The following is a 23728-nucleotide window of genomic DNA, read 5'->3' on the forward strand; positions in this document are numbered from 1 at the left end:
CCGATTCGGCGGGGTTTTTTATTTATGGTAGCTCAAGAGATGACTTCGAACCGTGGAATCTATACTAAGGCACTTTGAAAAAAGTCCCTCAATATGTATTCCTAGTTAGCAGAACGATCGAAGATCAAGGTGATCGATCTGAAAATGGAATCTGCTAGAATTTATATCATTCACTTCTCCCTAAGAGATTGGGTGTTTTGAGATGATATTTGCAACGCAGCTGCGATAAGTAGCACAAGGGCGGAGTAAGAGATGAAATTCGTTGATGAAGCGGTAGTAAAAGTTCAAGCCGGTGATGGCGGTAACGGTGTAGTGAGTTTCTGGCGTGAGAAATTCGTTGCGAAAGGTGGCCCTGATGGTGGCGACGGTGGTGACGGTGGTGATGTATACATCCAAGCTGATGAAAACCTTAACACGCTAATTGATTATCGCTTCCAGCGCTTCTATGAAGCTGAGCGTGGTGAAAATGGTCGTGGCGGTAACTGTACGGGTAAGCGTGGTAAAGACAAAGTGCTTCGCGTGCCTGTTGGTACTCGTGCTGTTGACATTCACACCAATGAAATCGTTGCTGAAGTTGCTGAACATGGCAAAAAAGTCATGGTGGCAAAAGGCGGTTGGCACGGTTTGGGTAACACCCGTTTTAAATCGTCAGTAAACCGAGCACCACGTCAAAAGACGTTAGGTACTAAAGGTGAAATTCGCGAAGTTCGTTTAGAGCTGTTGCTGCTTGCTGATGTGGGTATGCTTGGATTGCCGAATGCAGGTAAGTCGACATTTATTCGTTCAGTATCTGCAGCGAAGCCAAAAGTGGCGGACTACCCATTTACAACGCTTATCCCGAGTCTTGGTGTAGTGAGTGTTGTTCCAGAGAAGAGCTTTGTTGTTGCGGATATTCCAGGCTTGATTGAAGGTGCTGCTGATGGTGCTGGTCTTGGTATCCGTTTCTTGAAGCACTTAGAGCGTTGTCGCGTTCTGCTGCATATGATCGACATTATGCCGATCGATCAAAGCGATCCTGTGCAAAATGCCCTAACTATCATTGATGAACTAGAGCAATACAGCGAGAAGCTAGCAGACAAGCCGCGTTGGCTGATCTTCAACAAGGTTGATCTGATGCCTGAAGAAGAAGCGAACGAAGTAATTCAAAATATTATCGATGCTTTAGGCTGGGAAGAGGATTACTACAAGATCTCTGCAGTGAATAAACAGGGTACCAAAGAGCTTTGTTATAAACTGGCTGACTTTATGGAAAGCCTACCGCGCGAAGAGGAAGAAATCTCTGAAGAAGAGAAAGTCGACTTCATGTGGGATGATTACCATAAAGATGCAATCGCAGGTGACGATGTTATCACTGAAGATGATGACGACTGGGATGACTGGGACGATGAAGAAGATGACGGTCACGTTGTCTACGTCCGCGAATAACAGCGCATAAAATTCATAGCCGCAATATCTATTGCGGCTTTTTTGTGTCTAAATCAAATCACTACAGTAAATTTCTCTGCACAATAAAGAGATTCTAAAGGAGTAGGATAGAATCATGGCATCTAAACAACGAGCGGTGTCTCGTTTAATCGCCCAAGCTGGGCAAATGCTTTTGGCACATGGTGCTGAAAGTACCCTCGTTGGTGATCTTATGCGCCGCTTCGGTTTCGCCGCTGGCATGGATGAAGTCGAAGTTTCATTATCTGCAAGTTCATTGGTCGTCACTACGGTTTACCAAGAGCACTGTATTACCACCGCCCGTCGTTGCCCTGATCGCGGTATTAATATGCGAGCAATTACTCAGGTGCAACGAATCTGCATTATGCTCGAACGTGGGATTATTGATTACTCTTTAGCTCAGCAGCAGCTGGATAAGATTAGCCCTGAACGATATAACCGCTGGTTAGTTGTGTTTATGATCGGGTTGTCATGCGCTGCATTCAGTCATTTAGCAGGTGGTGACTGGGTTGTGTTTGCGATGACTTTTATTGCTTCATCGGTCGGCATGGTGGTAAGACAAGAAATTGGTCATCGCCATTTCAATCCATTGATGAACTTTACCGCGACGGCATTTGTCACCACTGTAGTTTCAGCGCAAGCGGTTATCTACGAGCTGGGTAACTCTCCCTCATTGGTCATGGCCTCTTCGGTTTTGATGCTCGTCCCCGGTTTCCCTCTAATTAACTCAGTCGCAGATATGCTCAAGGGCTATATCAACATGGGCATAGCGCGCTTTGTGATGGCGAGTTTACTGACTCTGGCAACAAGTCTCGGTATCGTTGCAGCGATGAGCTTAGTTGGTGTATGGGGGTGGGTAGCATGATTTCATTAGAGCTAACAATAGGCTTACTCAATGACATGTTGTTTGCTGCCATTCCTGCTGTCGGCTTTGCCTTGGTGTTTAATGTGCCGCAAAAGGCGTTAGTCTATTGTGCTTTAGGGGGAGCTATTGGTCATGGCTCGCGTTATTTGATGATGCATTTTGGTATCCCCATTGAATGGGCGACTTTCTTTGCGGCTATGATCGTCAGTATGGTTGGTATTCATTGGTCAGCGCGCTTTTTGGCTCACCCGAAAGTGTTTACTGTCGCAGCTCTGATTCCAATGGTGCCTGGTGTGTTTGCCTTTAAAGCCATGATTGCTTTGGTTGAGCTGAATCATCGAGGGTACAGTCCTGAGCTTGTGGCGATGTTGATGGAAAACTTCCTTAAAGCAATGTTCATTATCGCGGGATTAGCAGTTGGCTTAGCCATGCCTGGGTTGCTATTCTATCGCCGCAAACCTATCGTTTAGAATCCAAGGAGTTACTCAATGATCATCAGCATGATCGCCGCAATGGCCAATGATCGTATTATCGGCAAAGACAATCAGATGCCATGGTATTTACCGGCTGACTTCGCTTGGTTTAAGCGCTCAACAATGGGTAAACCGGTTGTGATGGGACGTAAAACCTATGACTCGATTGGTCGTCCGCTACCGGGTAGACAAAATATTGTGATTAGCCGTGATGCGTCTTTGGTGATTGAAGGCGTTGATACCGTAACTTCTATTGAAGAAGCACTGCAAGTGGCTGGAGATGTTGAGGAGGTGATGATCATTGGTGGTGGTACTATCTATGAGGCTTGTCTGCCTAAAGCCAATAAATTATATGTCACTCATATTGAAGCAGATATTCAAGGCGATACTCAGTTCCCATCATGGGGTGATGAGTTTAAAGAAACTTACTCCGAGTCTTATTCTGCCGATGAGAAGAACGCTCACGATATGCGTTTTGTCGTGCTTGAGAGAAATTGATAGGAACGGGCTACGCCCTGCGAGATGCGAGAACGCTTTGCTCCTAGATCGGGCTTCGCCCTTCGAGAGGGAGTTGTGGTAAGTGAGTCGAAAGTTTGCAGGTGGTGCAGGCCGTAACTTGATCTTAATTAGCTGAATTTATAAAAAGGTTGGTAACGTACGGTGTGCCAACCCTTCAAGGATTAATCGTTACTCGCTAACGATTTTTGGGAGAAAAACTGCTTATCTTCCCATCGTAGCATAGTCAGATGACCGCCCCAGACGCAGCCAGTATCTAAGCCAATCACCTCTTCTCCGGAATACCCATCAAGTGCTGCCCAGTGACCAAATAGTACAGGTTTTTCGAGCGGCACTCTGTCTTTCACCTTGAACCAAGGAATGAGATTGTCGTTGTTAATTTCGTTCGGCGGCAGTTTGCAGTCCATATCTAGTCGACTATCTGCTGAGCAAAAACGCATCCGGGTAAAGGCATTGATGATGTAGCGGTAGCGCTCGATACCTTGTAAAGAGTCTTGCCAAAGATCAGGTTGATTGGAGTACATATTTTCAATCAGCCAAGGCCATCTTGCGCTGCGCAATATGGTTTCCACTTCTTTTGCCGCTTGTCGTGCTTGCTCCAAAGACCACTGAGGGGAGATGCCAGCATGACACATAACGAACTCATCATGCTCGGCTAACAAAGGTTGCACTCTTAACCAATCAAGCAGTTGCTGTTTGTCATCGGCAGCAAGAATAGGAGCCGTTTTGTCTTTGTTTTTAACTTTGAACAACCCTAGCGAGACCGCAAGAAGATGCAAATCATGATTGCCCAATATGACTTTGGCAGATGAACCTAGAGAACGAACAAAGCGCAGTACCTCAAGAGACTTTGGCCCTCTGGCAACGAGATCGCCAGCAATCCACAGCGTGTCTCGCTTCGAGTCGAAGGCGACTTTATCTAACAGTAATAAAAGCTCATCAAGACAACCTTGTAGGTCACCGACAATGTATGTAGCCACGGATGTACCTTAGTTAAGAATATTGGGGATGGCGAGCCTAAATGGTTCAATCTCAGCGATGAACTCATTGCCATCTTGGTCATGCATAATGTATTGCCCTTGCATCACGCCAACAGGAGTCTCGATCACCGTACCACTGTTATAAGTGTACTCGTCACTAGCAGAGATGACGGGTTGCTGGCCAACCACGCCTTCCCCTTCAACGGTCATTTGCTTGCCGTTGGCATCAGTAATCAGCCAGCGTCGACTGATTAGTTGTACGGTTTGTTGGCTAAGATTTTTGATCGTAATGATGTAGGCAAAAACGTAGCGTTTTGCATCGGGTTGAGATTGGTCAGGAATGTATTTGGTATGGACTTGGACTTTAATACAAGGGGTAGCTTCCATGTAAACTCCTATGCAAAGCCAAAAAAGGGTGATAAATCTGCGATTTATCACCCTTAATATATAGCGCTTATTTGTGGTTGGCGTCTAGCCAGTTTGCCATATCGACAAATTGTTCTAGGGTGAGATTCTCTGGACGCATACTTGGGTTAACTCCGAGTTGCTCAAGAATCTCAGCACTGAGTAGTGCTTTATAACAGTTGCGAACTGTTTTACGGCGTTGGTTAAAGCCTTCACGACACACGCGATCAAGCCATTTTAAGCTTGTCACAGGGTGAGGGATCTCCTCGTAAGGAACAAGGCGTACCACAGCAGAATCCACTTTTGGTGGCGGAACGAATGCAGTAGGTGGAACTTCTAGTACAGGAACAACCTTACAGAAGTATTGAGCCATTACGGTTAAACGGCCGTAAGCTTTAGTTCCTGGGCCTGCTGCTAAACGGTTAACTACCTCTTTTTGCAGCATAAAGTGCATGTCTTGCACATCTTTATGAAACTCAAATAGGTGGAACATCAATGGCGTAGAGATGTTGTACGGTAGGTTACCAAAAATACGCAGCTTGTTGTTTGGCTTTACTAGCTGAGTGAAGTCGAAGCGCATTGCATCGCCTTCATGAATAGTCAGCTTATCACCTAATTCAGGGTGGTTGCGCAGACGCTCTGCCAGATCGCGGTCAAGCTCAATAACTGTAAACTTATCGACTTCTTTACCTACTGGTTCAGTAATCGCACCTAGACCAGGACCGATCTCAACCAAGTTTTGACCAGGTTTTGGGTTAATTGCAGAGACAATTCCATCAATGATGTAAGGATCATTTAGGAAGTTTTGACCAAAGCGTTTTCTTGCTTTGTGCCCTAAGTGGACATCGTTTCTCATAGTATTCTCAAGTTAATTCGATTTTTTATCGACTAGCTCAATCGCATGAGCCAAAGCCGTTCTAAAGCTTCCTGTATCCGCATTGCCAGTCCCTGCAAGGTCAAGTGCGGTGCCGTGATCAACGGAGGTCCTTATAAACGGCAAGCCTAAGGTGATGTTCACCGAGCGGCCAAAGCCTTTATATTTTAATACAGGAAGTACCTGATCGTGATACATCCCGAGCACTGCATCGGCATCTTGCAAATATTTTTCATTGAAGATGGTATCTGCAGGTAATGGGCCAATTAGGTTGATACCTTTCTCTTGGCGCAGTCTGTTTAGAGTTGGAGTGATAGTTTCAATCTCTTCCATGCCGAGCACACCATCTTCTCCTGCATGCGGGTTTAAGCCACATACGTAGATTTTAGGCGAAGATATCGCGAATTTTTCCACCAAATCCTTGTTTAGGATGTTGATGATCTTCTCTAGCCTTTCTTCTGTTACTGCCTGCGATACATAAGCGAGTGGGATGTGAGTGGTGACCAAGGCTACTCTAAGTCCTTCGGTCGCTAACATCATTACCACAAGTGGTGTGTTGGATTTCTCAGCGAAGAACTCTGTATGACCGCTAAATGCCACACCAGCACGGTTTATCACCCCCTTATGCACAGGGCCGGTGACAATAGCATCAAATTCATTATTCATACAGCCCAATGCGGCTCTTTCTAATGTTTTTAATACATATTGACCATTAGTTTCATCGAGCTGACCTGCAACGGCAGGATTAGTTAAAGGGATATGGTCAACCACTAGTGTTCCAGCTCTTTGAGCGACCACTTCACTATCGGCTTGATAGTCAATCAGTTCGACACAAATACCAAGCTGAGCAGCACGCTCAGCTAGCATCTGTTTGTCTGCGCAGACCACGATTTGATGGCTCCAATTCTCTTTAGAAAGAGCAAGAACCAAGTCAGGGCCAATGCCTGCAGGTTCACCTGCAGTCACAATTATGCGCTTAACGGTCATCTTGGTCCTCTTTCTCAACCACTTCGACGAAGGCACTGGCACGGATTTCTTGTAGCCAAGCACTCGCTTCTTCATTGAACTTTCGGTTAAACAGAATTCGGTAGGCTTTGTTCTTTAGTGCTGAGTCAGTGCGGTCAACTTCACGGCGATCGATAACTTCAACAATGTGCCAACCGTGAACCGTCTTAAATGGTTCACTAATCTGGCCGACAGGTAAAGTATCAACTTGGTGCTTAAACTCAGGGACGTAAAGATCAGAAGTTTGGTAACCTAGCTCACCATCTTGAGCTGCTGAACCAGGATCTTGGCTGTATTGCTGTGCCATTTCACCAAAGGTTGTTTCACCAGCTTTAATGCGACGAATGATCTCGTTGAGATCGTTTTGTACACCCTCATCACTAAGAATGACGGTTGGCTTAATAAGAATATGGCGCGCATTGACTTCGGTAACCGCGACAGTTTCTAGACCTTTAACGTCTTCGATCTTGATGATATGGAAACCAACGCCGCTGCGGAATGGGCCAATAATGCTACCTTTGTTTTGTAGATTAATTTGATCAGCAAAGATGGTTGGCATCTCTTCTTTACGCATCCAGCCCCAATCACCACCTTGTAGCGCTTTAGGACCTTTTGAGTAGGTGTAAGCCATAGTGCTGAAATCGGCGCCGTTTTTTAACTCTTTAACTAGTTGGTTGGCTTCTGCTTCAATCGCTGATTTATCATCGCCATCATCTACGCGTAGCTGAATATGGCCGATCTTGTATTGAACTGTTGCATTGGTTTCTTGAGCAAGAATATTGGCTAGATTGTCTACTTCCGCTGGTAAGATATTTATGCGACGTCGTACCAGTGCATTGCGTGCTTCACTAGCTGCAATTTCTTTGCGAATTTGTTCCCTGAATTCCGCGTAGCTTAAGCCCTCTTCTGCAATCGAAGCGCTTAGCTGTTCAACTGTTTGGTTGTTGTTCTTGGCTATCTCAGTGATCGCTTCATTGAGGCGGTTGTCATCGATGCGTACACCAATACGTTCCGCTTCCTGTTGTTGAATCGTATCTACGATAAGCTTCTCGGTAACTTGCTCGATCAACACATCTTCATCAGGTAGCTGTTGGCCGTTCTTCTTTGCATTGGCTTTAAGCGTTTTAATTGAGACATCGATATCACTTTGCAGTACCACGCCTTCATTAACGATCACTGCCACTTTATCTAGAGGCACTGGCTCGGCTTGAACTGGGCTGATTGCACTCGCCGTTAGCAAGGTAAGTAAAGCGTGTTTCCAAAATTTCATTGAAAATCCTATAAAAATAAATAGCTCGCTACGATTAGACAGCGAGCTAAGCAATTAGTTACTTAAAGAGAATGGGCGACCATAACCTAAAGAGTTACCAGCATCATCAAGACCAGCTAAACCTGAACCTGCGCCAATTCTGGTGCCAAAACCAATAATACCAAAGTTTAAGCTAAAGTTGTTTTCATATAGTGGCTCAGGAGGATTTGATAACAGTCCACTTTGAAGCTTATTGCTATAGGTAAAACCGATATACCAGCAGTCTGAGGTATAGTTAATTTGCCCAAGCCATTCAAGGGAGTTCTGAGTGGTTAGATCGTAAAAATACTGAGCGCTAGCATTCCACTTGCGAGTAATCTGATAACCAGCTAAAAGCCCTGCCTGTGAAATCCCTTCTTTGGTAATACTATCGAGGTTGCCAATGCTATCCCCTAGCGTCGCTTCGATGTAATCTCGTGTTACGTAGCGGTAGTTACCTTGGATATAACCGCCACTAAAGCGATATTCTAAGGTGCTGTTACCAAGCTGAAGTTCACTAGATTCAATATCATATTGAACACCACCATGGTAGAAAAGGTAGTCGTCATAGTTAAAGTCCATTTCTACTGCCCAAGCAGAGAAGTTAGATTTTGAACCAGGGGCTTTGTTGTCTCGGTCTAAATAGAAAATTTGGCCAAAGGAGATATTTAATCGCTCTTTATACGCATCATCAAAGAAGCGCGTTGAGGCACCGTAACTAAATTGATTGGCATCTTTGATTTCATCAACACCACTGTACTTACGACTACGGAACAAACCGTAGTAATCGGTTTGTAACAAGGTCGTATCGTATTTACCAATGCTGGTTTGATCCTTCTCAGGCACATACAAGTATTGCACTTGTGGTTCAAGCGTCTGAGTATAGTTATCAAAAATAACCGTATCTCTTTCTAGCACGACCCCTGCATGAGTTCGAAACTCAGGAATTACGCGCGAAGCAGTTTCCTCAAGTCCGTAATAGGGATTTGTTGTTTTGTTGCCAGAAGTGGTGTCCACCCCGTCTAAATCTTGCTGGTAGTATGTTCCTAACAGGCGAGCCTCTGTCGTCCACGTGCCCCAGGTTGTTCCGACAGGAATGGTAAAGCCTGGTTCAACATGCACGCGAGTTGCAGAAGGTTGACCCTTAGCATCAGTATCAAAGCGTGAAATATGACTGATCATATCGAAGTCTAAATAACGCATCAGCTCTGGAGCATAGTAATTGAAGCTCAGCTGAGGTAACAAGCGATAAGGCGTAGCACCCGGTGTTAGCGCTTGAAAGTCTCGTGCCAATAGCGATGCATCCCAGTTTTCCGAACGGTAAGATGCACGCCCTTCTTGGATCAGTTGACCATCTTCTTGCTTACCAATACTGGAGTCCATGTCAGCAAAATAGCTGATATCACTAACTTTTGAGTAGTCAACTTCAAACTTCCAGTTTTGCTGGAAAATGCCTGAGTGTTGCCATTGGAAACCCCAACGGTCGCCTAATTCTGGTTTTTTCTTATCATCAACCAGGTATTCAGACTTAATCGTGCTGTAGCCCAAATCTGACAAATAGCGGAACTCACTATCTAACTGGTTACCGCGATTTTGCATATGCTTGAAGGTGGTTTTCAAATCGTAGTTAGGTGCTAGGTTCCAGTAGACAGGCACCTCCATCTCAAAGCCGTCTTTTGAACCGTAGGAGACTTTCGGGTACAAGAAGCCCGTTTTACGCGTATCACCAATTGGTACGGTTAAGAAGGGCAGATAGAACACTGGAACATTGACGATTTCAAATCTCGGATTGTAGAAAATCGCTTGCTCTTCGTTTTGGTCGATATCGATGCTTGTTGCACGCATGCGCCATGAACTATCCCCCTCAGGACAAGAGGTGATAGTGCCGTCTTCGATTTCGTATACTGCCTTGCCTGTTTTGGCAACGTATACAGCTTCACCACGCCCCGGTTCACACAGGAACTTATAGTTGGTATTTTCTAGCGTGACCTCTTCGGTATTGAGATTATTGGTGGCTTTGTCTGAAATGGTTTTTAGTTCACCATCACTAAAGGTTACGTTCCCTTCTGCAACAACAATGTTTTCTTGTTGATGCATAGTGACATTATCAGCCAACATACGTTTTTTGCCTTGAACGACAACCACATTACCACGATAGGTCGCTTTGTCGCCGTTAATGGCTTCTAAGCTGTCTGCTTCAACATTAACAGGCAGTTGATTTGGATTTTCTGCTTCAGGTTCATTGATCAGACATTGATCTATAGTGGGCAATTCCTGCACACTATCGTCTGACATAGTTTCTGCTTGAGTCTGAGGCACTACGAAAGCAGCACTGATTGAAGCGGCTAGCAAGGTGCGGGGAAAACGTAACATCGAGTTTTACTATCCTGTTGAACTTGATATATCCGGTGAATAGGGACCGAACGTAAAATAAATCGGTCCTTATAATAAAGTAATTTACAGCTTACGGCACTATCAGACCGCGACGCGAAGAAAAAATTCAGAGATTGAGAGCACATAATGCATATTTTTGGCAAAATTCTCGGCACATTCTTTGGTTTCCTATTTGGAGGCCCATTTGGTGCTGTATTCGGTTTATTTATAGGCCACCAATTCGATAAAGCGCGCCGTCTACGTCAAGCGGGTTTTAATTCCAGCTTTGGCAGTGGGCCAAGTCAGGCTGAGCGACAGGAAGAGTTTTTTAAAGCTGCATTTGCAGTGATGGGGCATGTTGCAAAAGCTAAGGGCCAAGTGACGCGAGAGGAAATTGAGCTTGCGACTACCATGATGGAGCGTATGAACCTTCATGGTCGACAGCGAAAAGCTGCGCAAGATGCTTTCAGAGAAGGTAAAGAGAGCGACTTCCCACTTGAAACTGTATTAGAAAGAGTGCGAATTTCATCTGCTGGTCGATTTGACCTGATGCAATTCTTCTTAGAGCTACAAATTTCTGCAGCCTTTGCCGATGGCGACATTCACCCTAGTGAACGTAACGTACTGCATAAAATTGCTCGCGGGCTTGGTTTCTCATCTGATCAGCTTGAGCAACGTTTACGTATGCAAGAAGCCGCATTTCGATTCCAACAAGGTGGATTTGGTGGTCAATCGGGTGGTGGACACTCTCATCAGTCAGGGGGAAGCTGGCAACAAGCGTCTACTGCGGATCAACTCAGTGATGCTTATAAGCTGTTAGGCGTCGACGGCAGCGCAGATTCGAAAACAGTCAAACGAGCCTATCGCAAGCTAATGAATGAACATCACCCAGATAAGCTGATGGCCAAAGGTTTACCGCCTGAAATGATGAATGTTGCTAAAGAGAAAGCACAAGAGATTCAGAACGCTTATGACTTGATCAAGAAAGCGAAAGGATTTTAATCTCATCGGCTAGTAAATGTAGTAGAAAAATCTGCTACATATTTGCTACACAGCAGCTAGAAAAGCAAAAGGCCTGAGAAGCGGAATCGCTCTCAGGCCTTTCTGTATATGGTGGCCCCTCGCAGACTTGAACTGCGGACCAATCGATTAAAAGTTTAAAAAGCGGTTTGTTAACCGAAGAGAAGCAGTTACCAAACCTATCAGGTTCTGAAGAAAGAATTATCACGAATCCGATAGAGCAGATCATGGTGCGTATTCTCAAGGATAAAGGAAAGAACTTGTCGTCAGATCAAGTATGGAGATGTTTGAGGGTTGATATTAAAAACGAGGATGAGCGGATTTACGACACCGACTTTGTTATCGAGTGCATGGACCAAAATGAGATTGTGCGGCGCTCCTTAGATGGAGAGAGTACTGTTACAACTGGACGCCGTCGTTTTAGAAACCTACTTGTAGAAGTTAAGAAAAACATTAAGTTACACAATTCTTGAAAACTTTGCAGAGAGCTTACTTAAGAACATTATTGCCACATGATAATTCGAGTCGTTATTTTGGTTAGAGTTCATTGCTCTTTTTTTGTACTAGGTAAAGGTATGTTTCAATCAATTCTTAAAATAGGCGTAGTTACTTTTCTTGCGGTAGTTCTTAATGCTTGCGCGTCTGGGTCAGCCATAGTAACTGGTTCCGCAAAAGCTCCGATAGATGCCAATCAAGTACGTGTATATATAGAAGCTCCGGAGCACTATGAAGTAATCGGTTTGGTTAAAGCATCTAGTGATGCAGGGATAACGCAACAAAGCAGTCAAGATTACGCTTTAGAAGAGCTGAAGAAACAAGCTGCAAAAATTGGTGCTAATGGAGTAATTTTAGTAGGGGCAGGGGAGCAGACTACTTCAGTTTTATCGACCAATGCAGATGGCAGCTTTTACTCTATCCCTGTATCTGCACAAACACTATCTGGCAAAGCAGTATTCGTCCGAGAGTAAACCCTAATACAACCACAGCCTAGATTTGCGTATCTCGTCAAATTTGGGCTTGGCTCCAACCTCCACTTAGAAACATGGACCTTAGACCTTTAAGGTGCACATTATTAAACTTTAATGAACCCCGATGATTAATTAGGTATTAATTAAGGGATTTACATGCCCATCCCATTTGTAATGTTCTCTGAATTTTGCACGTCTGCAAAATGGTCCTCCTTTTTTATTCAAACAATACGGTTGATCTAAGTTGTACAACTCAGTAGCTAAATAATAGGAAGCTATTGATATGAGTGAACATTTACTGTCGACATCAAAGTCGCTCGCGGTTTGTGTAACTGCAAGCGCTCTATGTTTATCAAGCGAAGGAAATGCCTCTGAACCTAAACCCATTAGCCTGACAGGTGACTATTATGTATTTGGCTTGGCATCTAATGAGACATTCTCAAATAAAGATAATAGTGCAGCTTCTGGAATTGCTAGAGTGACTGTTGATTGGTTAGCCTATCAAAACGAGTCTGACTCTGACACTGGATCTCTTCGGTTGAGAGTCGATCACAAACATTCTTATACGGATGATTCTCCATCTAAATTTATGATGGCAAATGTAGGTGGTTTTGGCTTAATACAGCCCGCCTTTAGTGATATAGGCTTAAGGCTTACCAACTTATATTGGAAGCAGGAATTTAATACGCAAGATACTGAAATGATGGTCGGATTTTTAGATAGCACTGACTACATTGATACTTACGCTCTTGGTAACCCCTATTCTGGCTTTTCTAATATTCAGTTCAGTACGGGATCAGGCTCCATTGCTATTCCAGATGAATCGACTTTGGGTGTCTCTTTGCGTCATATGATGTCTAAGAATTATTATGCCTATTTAAGCTTCTCTGACGCAAAAGCTGACTCGACCGAACCGTTTGATGGTTTAGAAAACTTCTTTAGAGATAACCAGTATTTTAAGTCGTTAGAAATAGGTTGGGTTCCTTCTAAAGAATCATTCTATATGCAGAACTCCCATTTGACAGTGTGGCATAGCGACGGGGCTAAAGCTCAACCTAGCGAGAATTACGGTGCTAACTGGTCAACGATTTATAACACGGGGAGTTGGGTACCTTTCTTTAGAGCTGGTGTAGCAAAAGGGCCGGAAGCTCTATATAAATCATCCGTTGTAGCTGGTACAGGATATCTGGGGTTAGGTTCTGGAACACTTGGTTTTGCGTTGGGGTGGGCTAAACCAAACGCTCCATTTGATGATACGTACAACTCTGAGCTTTACTATCGAATGAAATTTGGTCCAATCTCAGTGACACCTAACATTCAGTATCTCAACTCTCTTCCTTTTAAAACACAGTCAGATAGCGCTTGGGTGTTTGGTATCCGAGGAAACATAAAAATGAGTATTTAGGCGCTAGTTTTTAGCTTTCAAGTAACTCAAAGAAAATAATGTCACGCTGAGGGTCACGCTCAGCGTCACGTGACGTTTTTAATGTTCTAAGGTGTCTTTCGTAGTCAAACGGAGGACACATTATGACAACTATCAACTTAGATAAGCGTGTATTAAACGAAGAAGAAACTTCGGAATATATTGGCATGAGCCGTTCCTATCTGCGCCAAGCAAGAATGGAAGGTATTAGGAAAAATCGTAAGATTGCCCCACCATTTATAAAGATAGGACGAGCAGTCCGATATCTGCGTGAAGACCTTGACCAATGGTTAAGTGAGCAGGTTAAGTTGCAGCACCTCCCATGCAATGGAGGTGACTATGCTTAGTCCTAAACAGCAAGCCATCTTGATTTGGCTTCAAAAGGGAAACTATTTTGAAGTCTGTAGTGAGCATTGCAGTCATTGGGGAAAACTTTATTGTTCTTCTCCACCGCCTCATCGAATCTTTGAAAAGACACGATGCAAACTCATCAAGGAAGGTTTTGCAGAATACACCACTCAAAGAAAGCACGGCATAAGGTGGGATAGGTTTTCTCTGACAGAAAGGGGGAGAACATGGAACAAGTAGCAAACCTATTAGCTCAAGTAGATTGGGATGATCAAGGGTTTGTTCGAGACATGATCAATCCATTTCCCCAAGAATTGAGACGCTTGTTACTCAAAGAGTATCTTTCGATATCTAATAAGGTTGAACGTAATTGTCATTTGCGAGAAACCGTTCGAGCTATTGAAGATAAGCTGGCCCTGCCTTTGAAAGAACTGTCACTGGATTGGTCAGAAGAAGAGCTGCGAAAAGAAGCAAAAAGGTGTGTGGATACATGCCTTTCTCTTCGACGTTTATACTCTGACGGTAGTGACTTGTTACTTCAGGGAATCAAGGCCCTTCTTCGCAAAAAGGGAATTCCTGCGAAAAAGTTGGAAAGCTTTTCCCATAGAGGTCAGATAGGAAGGCTATCTGATGAGCAATGGTGGTTAAGACAGATTCGACGAACTCAGAGAAGGCACGTTGAAACGGTTTTCCATCACATGAACCAAATTAGTCGGATTAAAGGGCTATATTGCTCGCGGCATACACTTCGTGCTCGAATTAGACAAAAGGAGTTCCAAAAAGAATTTTTAGGGGCCTCTTATGTTACTAACCAGTTCGGGCAAACTTTCTCCTTGCTCGAACTATCTCAAAAGAATGTCTCCAATCCTAGATTACGTAAAGCAGAGCTTATGGTAAGAGCGCGAGGCTTTGAAGAATTAGCTAAAGAGCTCGGACACATGGCGACGTTTTTAACTATTACATGCCCGTCCAAGTACCATCGGTGTTATTCAGCAAGTGGTGATATGAACCCTTCATGGGACGGTATGTCTCCACTAGATGGGCAAAATTACCTAAATACGCTTTGGCAGCAAATACGTGCGAAGTTAGATCGGCTTAAAGTTCGATTTTATGGCTTTCGTGTCGCCGAACCACAACATGACGGTACGCCTCACTGGCATTTGTTACTTTTCGTTGAGCAAGAAAACTATCAAAAGCTAGTGAGAGTTATCCGGCATTACTCATTGCGCGAAGACCGCGAAGAATTAGGTGCTAATGAGCATCGATTCAAGGAAGTGAAAATAGATCCAGACAAGGGCTCGGCTACAGGTTATATCGCTAAATATATCTCGAAGAATATTGATGGTGAAGGGTTAGATTTTGGAGTGTATGGAGAGGATCCAACCGATGCTGCGGCTAGAGTTGACGCTTGGGCTTCGTGTTGGGGAATAAGGCAGTTCCAGCAACTAGGTGGTTGTTCAGTGACTGTCTGGCGAGAGCTACGAAGACTCAGAGAATTGATGCAGTTACCAGATCTAGCTCGTACGGTGGTTGAGGCCGCTGATAAAGGTAACTGGTGCGAATATACCAAAGGCATGGGCGGAGTATTTTGCCTTCGAAAACAGCAGCTCATCCAACCCTACTATGAGTTTGTGAATGATGCACGTACTGGGCTAATTAGAGTTTCTCGCTACTGCTCTCAAGAGTTAATAAGGTCATTGAAAGGTGTCATTCTTGATGGCCAAGAGTTTAGTACCCGAGTTTTTGAGTGGAGGCCATTTAGCTCCTCTAAAGCCATTTAAAAACACTGAATTAGGCTCATTATTTATTAGCTCCATACTCCTTTTTAAAACATTGCTTTACACCATTGGTTTTGAATTTATGACTAAATAATGATTATTTATCAATGATTTGTGTCTGAACCTGAAGTTGTGTGAGCTCTTAAAATATATTATCCGCATTGCCCAGATAGCTTCTTGCTGGGGAATGGGGGATATATTATGAGATTTAGAAACTTCGTAAGTGTTGATTCACGTTATACCGTGTTACTCCTTCTTGGAGCAGTTAGTGGATGCGGTGGGGATGAAAGCCCGCATACAATTTCAGTCGAGGCATATCAACGAGAAGTTCCAGTTGGAGCTTATACAGAATTAAGAGCTTTCAGCTTAGATACTGTAAGTAATACCCACACTGAGGTATCAGACAGAGTAACGTTTGTTGTGAATGATCCTTATATGGCTTCAATTGAAGAAGGCCGCATGTTAAGGGGAGAGTCTGTTGGAACGGTTGAAGTAGTTGCGCAACTCAGTGGAGTAGAAAGCCCACCGCTAGAAATTGTTGTTAAAGCACCATTAGAACCATGCTTTGATAAAAGTCCAAACAAGGCTTGCCTTAAGGTTATTGAAGGCACATCGGGAGACATCGCCGGTAAGGTTGTCACGTCTAGCCCAAGTATAAGCTTCTTAGAGGAACTGGGGTATGTGGAAGATAACTCTTCGCAAAACCAAGGGAGGAGTTATGCAGCTGTTTATAATACGCAGATGCAGATTGTACCAACAGTGAGCTCTACACAGTGGTCTCCAGATGGCACTTATGGGCTATTTCGCCAAGATGGACTTAATTGGGATAGCGATCAAACAAGTGCTAGTTATGGTTTAAATGGGCAGGTGGCAAGGTACTGTAAGGATTTAGCTAGCATCGGGTTTTATGACAGACACGATTGGAGGCGCATTACGCAAGCAGAGATTAGAGCGCTTTATACTGAATACCCCAACGGAGCTCTTTTTAAAAATCATAGTTGGCCTATAAGCTGGGTTTACTGGACATCTACGAAAGGCAATTCTCCAGAGACTTTTATCCGGGCAGGGTTTGTTGATGGAACCATGGTCTCAACAAAGGCTGAAATTGCTATTTTTGCTGCGTGTGTTTCAGAAGAGTAGATCTCTTTGTTTGCGTCTAGATCTTGCAACGAAGTAGTCAAGGTAGGCCAGTTCCAAGATCGGTATAAGTAAGATAAATAATATTTACTTATTAGTTTTATATGCACCGTGGCTCATAAATGGTTTGGTCAAAGGTTTAGTATTTCATCGTTTATGTAATGTAGGAACGGTGAAAAGTTATGACTGTAGCAAAGAGAGCCTCAGTGCGGGTCGCTTTTAGTGCGCAATACCTACCACTTGCTTGGTTTGTTCTTCTCGTTGTCTTCCACTAACTAGGATTGGTAAGGCGCTAGTTGTAAATATAAACGCCCCCTCATCTGAGATGAGGGGGCGTTTTACTTGGAGTTCTGTGAATAAGTGTACGTAGTATAATTTTGTCAGGTTTCGCTTTACCGTTTTACTAGCTTTTGAGAATCTCGGTCGTAGCGATATAAATGTATTGTCAGGTCTTGTATAAGCGTAACTGCATCATCAATAGCTTGAATTGGAACGTTAAACCACTCTTTGGCTTTGTATACTTTTCCATCATTACCAACAACATCAATATCCAAACGGACTCGCCCAAATAGTGCGTGTAATGCGCTTTCTACAGAGTTGAGGTTTAGCCCCTTTAGGGGGATAACTTTGACCTGTTCTGCACTATACATCAAAAATGCTGGATCTTTTGCAGCCTCTTTAAATCGGGTGCTAACATCTCGTTTAGTTAAACCTATTTTGTACAAGTGTTTGTATTTTTCTCTTAAATCAGGCTTGTTAGTTTTTGCAATGTATATGTAACCAGTAGATTTCGACTGAGAGTATATCTGCATTCGAGGATCTGACTCTTCCGCAGATTTTACTCGTTTTGCGTTAAACACCGAGCCATCAGTATTTAAGATACGTTTTGCGCCTTCATCTTCTCGTATCCTTTTGGTTAAGGATCTGAGAAGCATTGTAGATTGAGTGCCATTCTCAAAAATAATGAGCAATCGTCTATCGTCTCGATCAGTACCACGAAATATTTCACTCATATGATCAATGAATAACAACATTCCTTTTAGCAGATAGAAGTTTCCTTCTTGGAACTCAAATACAGACAATTCTGATTCTGCGATAGTTCCTAAGCCTTTCGTCTCAGACGTTAGCCCTTTGTGAACATCCTTGAAAAGCGGATCGAAAACGTCAAAGTTTGGACAAGGCATTGTTTGCCCAACCTGTTCCGCCTTTTTGCGCTCTCGAATACGTTCAGGGTCCGTCACATTTTTAATCTCAAAAATGCTTGCTGAAACAGAACTAGATGGAGAAAGTTGCTCTAGTAGTTTTGAGTTCAATATATCTTCGAAAGTATCAAACTCCTCTACTTCCTGAACTAGCACTTGCTCAGAGCTATCACTTTCACCTAACAAGTGGAACTCATCGTATTCTTTTAAGGATTCGTGGCTAGCGAGATCGCCTCTGATTTTTTCGAGTTTTATGCTTAGTTTAAACTCGATCGTATCCCCTGATTCGTTCGGCTCTCTTTGGTTTTCACGATAAAACTCGATGATTTCTAGAAAACTATCCAACTCGGTAGATTTAACTGCTTTTGTTTTCTCTTTAGGCTTAGATATCCAGCCATACTTGTCTGCATTTAACACAGCATCGAGAAATGATAAATCATCCATCTCTTATCTCCCGTGTTGCTGGCGCATTTGTTCAACAAAAACAATTGCTTCTGCAAGCCTTCTTTCCAGAGGATCATTTGACTCTAAAGAAGGTTTGCGTTGATGGGTAGCCATAAACTTTTCAATTTTGTGTTCTTTGAAGAGGATAAGAACTTCTTCTTTAGTAATGGTTATTTTCTGTGAGTCGATTTCGTTTTTGATTGCTTTAAGAACAGGAGCATCAACAGATTTTGACAACACATCAAAAGCGTTCTCGTAGATGTTACAAGAATCAATGAGGTCAACACTTAAATTATCTAAGTCGAATTGCTTATTCGCCATTTCAATAAATCGAGAAGTTGTACCGTCACCATTTTGTTTTTCTTTGATACGAGAGGGTTTTATAAGTGCCTCAGCAACGAAGTGCTGACGGATCTCTTCGACCTCTTGATCAGACAAACCCATACCTTTGAACTTCTCTTCAATTATTCGAGGAAGATGAACTCGGTTCGCAACTTCAGCGTCAATACTACCAGCCATTGCTTTCTGCATTACATTATCTTGCAATACAGCAGCTTGAAGCTCAGTCATATCTTCTTGAATGATCTGCTTAACTTTTTCTGTAGATGGTTCTGCAAATCCTTTAATTTCAACTGTCCCTGATTTTTTCTGCTCATTTAATTTCTTGAGTGCTTCTTGCTCTTTTTTATAGTCGTTATCGAACTTGTCTTTGTTTATGCTATCGTCAGAGTTTTCTTTAGACTGTGGAGAGCGGAAATTAAGCCTTGGCTCTAAGATTTGCTCCATAAGCAAAGAGCAAGTGATTGCCTTTAGCATATTGTTTACGGAATCTTTGATCAGAGTGTCACTAACATCGGGATTTATAATGAGGTTGGTAAACTGAGCGTGAGTCTTGTTTTCTGAGTCACGGGTACATCGCCCGATAATCTGAATAATTTCAGTCAGCGAGCCTCTGTATCCGATAGTTAGCGAGTGTTCACAATACGCCCAGTCAAAACCTTCTTTAGCAGTACCAAGCGCAATGATGAGATCCATATCATCGACACTTGATATATCACGGAGAAAACCTTGGATTTTTTCACGTTCTTTAGGGTTGTCATTAACCAAGTCAGCTACACGAATAATTTTCCCGTCAGTTTTTCGCTCAACAAAAATCACACCTGCGTCATAAGCTATTGGATCAATGCTTCGGTCATCAACAATCTCACCAATTGAGTCAATGATATGATCGACTTCTTGATACTTATTGCCTGTAGATTCCATCGAGTTAACGTTAGGAATATGAAGGATGGTTTTTTTATCAGTATCAAGAACTTGTTCGATTTCCGAGAGGTAAGAACCTTGATAGAAATGGTAGCCAATGCCTAATGATTTTAGATGCTTATAGCCGTTTAACTGCTCGTAGTAGTTGTAAGTCACCTTATCAAAACGATTCTCATACTCTGGAAGTAAAACAGGCTCAGCATCACCTCGGAAGTAAGAACCTGTCATTGCCACAATATGGGCGTTAGAGGAGTTCATTAAAGCTTGCAGAACACCACCTAGAATGTTGTCGTCATTTGCAGACAGGTGATGGAACTCATCAATAGCAATTAAACAGCCATTGAAGTCCGAGGGTTCAAGAGATTTAAACGAATTACGTAACGTGGAGTGTGTACAAACTAGAACGTTGTCATCTGACTGCATAAACCTTTTGAATGAGCCTGATGTATCGCTAGCGTCTATACATAGATTGTTGGTTTCTTTTACTGTCCAGTCAGCGAAAAAGCCGTAAGTTGATAGGTCGGTATCTGAGAACGATCCACCAATGGACTTTTCAGGAACGGCAATGATCGTCTTCTTGATGTTTTGGTTCTGCATTTTATCAAGAGCGATAAACATCAACGCACGAGACTTACCAGATGCTGGCGGTGATTTCAGCAATAGGTATTGTGATTGACGAGCTTCATAAGCTCGTGCTTGCATCTCCCTCATACCCATAGTGTTTGTATTTACGCTATCGGAGCTTGTTTGATATGTAACTTCAACAAAGTTTGTAGTCATTACTGTTGCTCCTTCATTTCAGCGTACATTTTGAATAGCACTTCGAGACGTTCAGCATCAGTAGCGATGGGTTTAGAGCGGTTTACCGCTTTTTGATATAAGGAATCAACAAATACATCAAGTTCTTGGTGAGCAGCTAGTAGACTTTCTGGCATTTTTTTAGGGTCATAAAGCTCCGCTAAAGATCCGCCATTCATAATTCTTGCTCGAATTATTTTATTTGTATAACTCTCAAGGCTCTCTTTTTCGTGACTGGAGAGTGTTGGAACAGGGAATGTGTTATAGCATAGTGTATTGGAATAGCTTAAACGAGTTTCTAGCCTCCCACATACCATTCGAACCCAATCAATATGTGCTTTGGATGTTAATAGCGCAAAGAAATATTTAGGACAATCATAAATCACATAAGCCTTATTACTAGGCACTGTGTTTTCATCGAAATAGTCCATCGGTATGTATAAGCGATTTTCTGATGAGACTTCGGGAATTAACAAACAAGGTTTGCGTTGATAGCTAGAGAACTCAAACTTATGAGGGTACTCAGAAAGCTTTTGAGTTGCTATTTTTGAGCTAGCCAATCTTGAGTTTGTTACACTCTCAAGTCTTTTTGAGATTGGTTTTATAGACTTAGCTAACTCAAGGTTCTCTTCTGTGATCCATAAACACCATCTTAACTTGTTTTTGATGATCTCATCAGAACCAATATATTTTTTTATAAATACATCAGATTCAGGGTGATTTACGAGCAATTCATCTTTTTCTTCAGTAGACAAGATAAGATGCCCTCCATCAGTAGGCTTGTTGCCATACTCGATATCTGGTAAACCATTTATTGGACTCCAAGAACCAGTCACGACAATATCAGAAGCATCAACAAGGTAAGGGTTGATATTGTTTACTTGTGATTTGAAGTCGAGGTTGTAGATGTATTTAACGTCTTTTGAGGTATTTCTTAAACCAACAATGATGCACGTAACACCTGCGCTATTCTTAGCATTGTTTGACCACTTAAAAGATGTTACTGCGAAATCAATTTCGATTGCATCAAGTATATGTGGCCAGAAAGTAGCCACTTGGCTACCTTGACAAATTGAGTTTGTGGCTACAAAAGCACTTTTTGCAAGAGAGTTTTTGATATATCTGCTAGCTAATAAAAACCAGCAAGTTACATAGTCTAGTTTCTTATACTTTTTGAAGTCAGAAAAAACAGCTTTCATATCCTCTTTCTGTTCCTTGGTTTGCCAAGTTGAACCTAAGAAAGGTGGATTACCGACAACATACACTTCTCCATCATTAGGCATCACAGCATTCCAATCGATACGCAGAGCATTTCCGTGAATGATGTTATTGAACGACTTTAGAGGTAGGGTCGCTTCACTAGCTCCAAATTCTTCGTTGAACTGTTGGTTCATTTGATGCTCAACAAGCCAAAGAGAGAGTATTGCAATACTACAAGCGAAATCATCATACTCGATGCCATAGAACTGACCGAGGGATATTCCACACTGTGGAGCACCGAACATTAGGTTCATTTGGTCGTCAGCACCTTCAAGGTGGCGAATCGCTTTTAGGATTTTCATCTCTAGCTGACGTATCTCTTTATATGCAATGATCAGGAAGTTACCTGAACCACAAGCCATATCTCCGACTTTTATTTTCGAGAGCCTTGTACAAAGAGCTTTTAGGTTTTTGACCTTGGTTTCATCTTTAACCTCAGTATCTAGGATTTTTAGATACTCTTCGGTTAGCTTGTCCAAAAAGAGAGGGCTTAACACCTTCATAATATTTTGAACAGATGTGTAGTGCATCCCCATCTCTGAACGTTTTTTTACGTCCATTACGGCTTGGATCATTGAACCAAAAATATCTGGGTTGATTGCAGACCAGTCTAACGAGCCACACTCGATAAGTGCCCTACGAGATCTAGTATTAAAGTGAGGAATCGAAATCGCCTCAGCAAACAATCCACCATTTACATAAGGGAAAGATTTGAAGTTATTTGAGCAGTTTTCACGGTTGGTAGTGTCAAGAACGCTAAACAGCTCTTCCATCACTGTATGGACATTGGAACCATCATCGTGCGAAAGCGAGCCTAATGTTTTAGTAAACTGATCTTTGGTGAATATCCCAGTATCCTCTGCAAAGAAGCAGAACAATACACGAGATAGAAATACGTTCATTGCGTGGATCTGTTCTTCTGTTTCTATTGCATTTTCAACTTTCAACAAGTCAAAAAGCTTTGCCATTTTTTCGGCTGCTTTAGCATCCGCAACCGACTCTGTAGCTAGGCTAGCACGCTCCATTCCTGCTAGGGGTAAGAAGAACTCGAACTCATCGTGTAATTCTTCAATCTTGAGCTGAATCGTGTCGTCAGCTTTGACATCATGAGCAAAAACGGTTTTAAAATCAGTAACAAAAACAAAACGGATCTTGTTCTTCTTTAGTGACTTTTGTTGTGACAGCGCATCAAGCTCTTGCTCTAGGTTACTGCTGGCTTTCTTAAAGTGTATTTGCCCGTTAGAGATTACTTCATCGCTATAAGCAAACTTCTTCTTTAAGCGGGTGATCGATGCTTTTGCTGTGCCAAAACAGTTTAGGAAATCATATACGTATGATTCAGGCGTGATGCTTGTTGATAACTGACGCAGGTTATCGTGAACTTCAGTGTATGTAATTTTCATTTTCACTCGTGATAAGCTATCTAATAACGAGTGATATTCTACATTAAGAAGCAGATATAGGTGTGAGGATTAATATGAATACTTGCCTGAAATCAAGAAAGTAGCTCCTTTCCAATTTCGGCAGCAAAACTAAGAAGGGTGTGTTGGGCTACTCTAAACACGCTTTTCTACCTGAGCTGAAAAATCTGCTACATATTTGCTACACAGCGGCTGAAAAAGCAAAAGGCCTGAGAAGCGGAATCGCTCTCAGGCCTTTCTGTATATGGTGGCCCCTCGCAGACTTGAACTGCGGACCAATCGATTATGAGTCGACTGCTCTAACCACTGAGCTAAGGGGCCGTGTAGGGCAATGATTATAGGGGATGCAGATCTAGCTGTCTAGACGCTATCTAGGGTAAATGCGCTTAGATTTTATTCACTTAAATCGCTAAGTAACAAAAAAGGTGAGCTAGTGCTCACCTT

General features: G+C 42.8%; 19 protein-coding genes and 1 tRNA gene. 10 read left to right on the forward strand and 10 right to left on the reverse strand.

Features of this window, described 5'->3' with window-relative positions:
- The first annotated feature begins 252 nt into the window (after positions 1-252).
- The 4 genes from cgtA to folA all read left to right on the forward strand — a co-directional run bounded on the left by cgtA (position 253) and on the right by folA (position 3279).
- On the forward strand, positions 253-1425 hold the full coding sequence (gene cgtA, locus AC5O63_RS15210) for an Obg family GTPase CgtA (RefSeq protein WP_171324753.1): 1173 nt from the start codon (positions 253-255) through the stop codon (positions 1423-1425).
- A gap of 115 nt (positions 1426-1540) precedes the next feature.
- Positions 1541-2308, forward strand: a complete 768-nt coding sequence (locus AC5O63_RS15215) for a threonine/serine exporter family protein (RefSeq protein ID WP_239826785.1) — start codon at positions 1541-1543, stop codon at positions 2306-2308.
- On the forward strand, positions 2290-2778 hold the full coding sequence (locus AC5O63_RS15220) for a threonine/serine exporter family protein (RefSeq protein WP_486786801.1): 489 nt from the start codon (positions 2290-2292) through the stop codon (positions 2776-2778). The genes AC5O63_RS15215 and AC5O63_RS15220 overlap by 19 nt, the downstream gene beginning before the upstream one ends.
- A gap of 18 nt (positions 2779-2796) precedes the next feature.
- Positions 2797-3279 carry a type 3 dihydrofolate reductase gene (gene folA, locus AC5O63_RS15225; protein WP_494505497.1) on the forward strand — a complete coding sequence of 161 codons (483 nt, stop codon included), beginning with the start codon at positions 2797-2799 and terminating at the stop codon, positions 3277-3279.
- Between the two features lie 182 nt (positions 3280-3461).
- Here the strand turns inward: folA and apaH are convergent, their stop codons facing one another.
- The 6 genes from apaH to lptD all read right to left on the reverse strand — a co-directional run bounded on the left by apaH (position 3462) and on the right by lptD (position 10222).
- Entirely contained in the window at positions 3462-4277 is an 816-nt protein-coding gene (apaH, locus tag AC5O63_RS15230) for a bis(5'-nucleosyl)-tetraphosphatase (symmetrical) ApaH (protein ID WP_494505498.1), read from the reverse strand.
- A gap of 9 nt (positions 4278-4286) precedes the next feature.
- A complete protein-coding gene (gene apaG, locus AC5O63_RS15235) occupies positions 4287-4664 on the reverse strand; it encodes a Co2+/Mg2+ efflux facilitator ApaG/CorD (RefSeq protein WP_239850798.1) in 378 nt (125 codons plus the stop codon).
- A gap of 67 nt (positions 4665-4731) precedes the next feature.
- Positions 4732-5538: a 16S rRNA (adenine(1518)-N(6)/adenine(1519)-N(6))-dimethyltransferase RsmA gene (rsmA, locus tag AC5O63_RS15240; RefSeq protein WP_239826780.1), complete on the reverse strand. Its 807-nt coding sequence runs from the start codon at positions 5536-5538 to the stop codon at positions 4732-4734.
- 12 nt (positions 5539-5550) lie between these two features.
- The gene (pdxA, locus tag AC5O63_RS15245; RefSeq protein WP_494505499.1) at positions 5551-6543 is read right to left on the reverse strand and encodes a 4-hydroxythreonine-4-phosphate dehydrogenase PdxA; all 993 of its coding nucleotides are present in this window, start codon (positions 6541-6543) and stop codon (positions 5551-5553) included.
- Complete coding sequence (surA, locus tag AC5O63_RS15250; RefSeq protein ID WP_494505500.1) at positions 6533-7831, reverse strand: peptidylprolyl isomerase SurA; 1299 nt, start codon at positions 7829-7831, stop codon at positions 6533-6535. Before surA ends, pdxA begins: the two co-directional genes overlap by 11 nt.
- Before the next feature lie 54 nt (positions 7832-7885).
- Positions 7886-10222, reverse strand: coding sequence for an LPS assembly protein LptD (gene lptD / locus AC5O63_RS15255; RefSeq protein WP_494505501.1), 2337 nt, complete (start codon positions 10220-10222; stop codon positions 7886-7888).
- 147 nt (positions 10223-10369) lie between these two features.
- Here lptD and djlA point away from each other — a divergent pair, with 147 nt between their 5' ends.
- The 6 genes from djlA to AC5O63_RS15285 all read left to right on the forward strand — a co-directional run bounded on the left by djlA (position 10370) and on the right by AC5O63_RS15285 (position 16899).
- A complete protein-coding gene (gene djlA, locus AC5O63_RS15260) occupies positions 10370-11224 on the forward strand; it encodes a co-chaperone DjlA (RefSeq protein WP_494505502.1) in 855 nt (284 codons plus the stop codon).
- Between the two features lie 593 nt (positions 11225-11817).
- Complete coding sequence (locus AC5O63_RS15265; protein WP_272274927.1) at positions 11818-12210, forward strand: hypothetical protein; 393 nt, start codon at positions 11818-11820, stop codon at positions 12208-12210.
- A gap of 283 nt (positions 12211-12493) precedes the next feature.
- On the forward strand, positions 12494-13615 hold the full coding sequence (locus tag AC5O63_RS15270; RefSeq protein ID WP_494505503.1) for a carbohydrate porin: 1122 nt from the start codon (positions 12494-12496) through the stop codon (positions 13613-13615).
- 122 nt (positions 13616-13737) lie between these two features.
- On the forward strand, positions 13738-13980 hold the full coding sequence (locus tag AC5O63_RS15275; protein ID WP_195877344.1) for a helix-turn-helix transcriptional regulator: 243 nt from the start codon (positions 13738-13740) through the stop codon (positions 13978-13980).
- Positions 13981-14208: 228 nt separating this feature from the next.
- A complete protein-coding gene (locus AC5O63_RS15280; RefSeq protein ID WP_195877345.1) occupies positions 14209-15762 on the forward strand; it encodes a replication endonuclease in 1554 nt (517 codons plus the stop codon).
- Between the two features lie 198 nt (positions 15763-15960).
- Positions 15961-16899, forward strand: coding sequence for an Lcl C-terminal domain-containing protein (locus AC5O63_RS15285; RefSeq protein WP_494505504.1), 939 nt, complete (start codon positions 15961-15963; stop codon positions 16897-16899).
- A 389-nt stretch (positions 16900-17288) separates the two neighbouring features.
- On the opposite strand, the gene AC5O63_RS15290 is transcribed toward AC5O63_RS15285, so the two are convergent.
- The 4 genes from AC5O63_RS15290 to AC5O63_RS15305 form a co-directional block, all read right to left on the reverse strand.
- Entirely contained in the window at positions 17289-18542 is a 1254-nt protein-coding gene (locus AC5O63_RS15290; protein WP_494505505.1) for a GIY-YIG nuclease family protein, read from the reverse strand.
- A gap of 3 nt (positions 18543-18545) precedes the next feature.
- Positions 18546-20585, reverse strand: a complete 2040-nt coding sequence (locus tag AC5O63_RS15295) for a DEAD/DEAH box helicase (RefSeq protein ID WP_494505506.1) — start codon at positions 20583-20585, stop codon at positions 18546-18548.
- On the reverse strand, positions 20585-23266 hold the full coding sequence (locus AC5O63_RS15300; protein ID WP_494505507.1) for a class I SAM-dependent DNA methyltransferase: 2682 nt from the start codon (positions 23264-23266) through the stop codon (positions 20585-20587). Before AC5O63_RS15300 ends, AC5O63_RS15295 begins: the two co-directional genes overlap by 1 nt.
- 263 nt (positions 23267-23529) lie before the next feature.
- Positions 23530-23605, reverse strand: a tRNA-Ile gene (locus AC5O63_RS15305).
- Between the last annotated feature and the right edge of the window lie 123 nt (positions 23606-23728).

The organism is Vibrio sp. SCP2 (assembly GCF_059295395.1).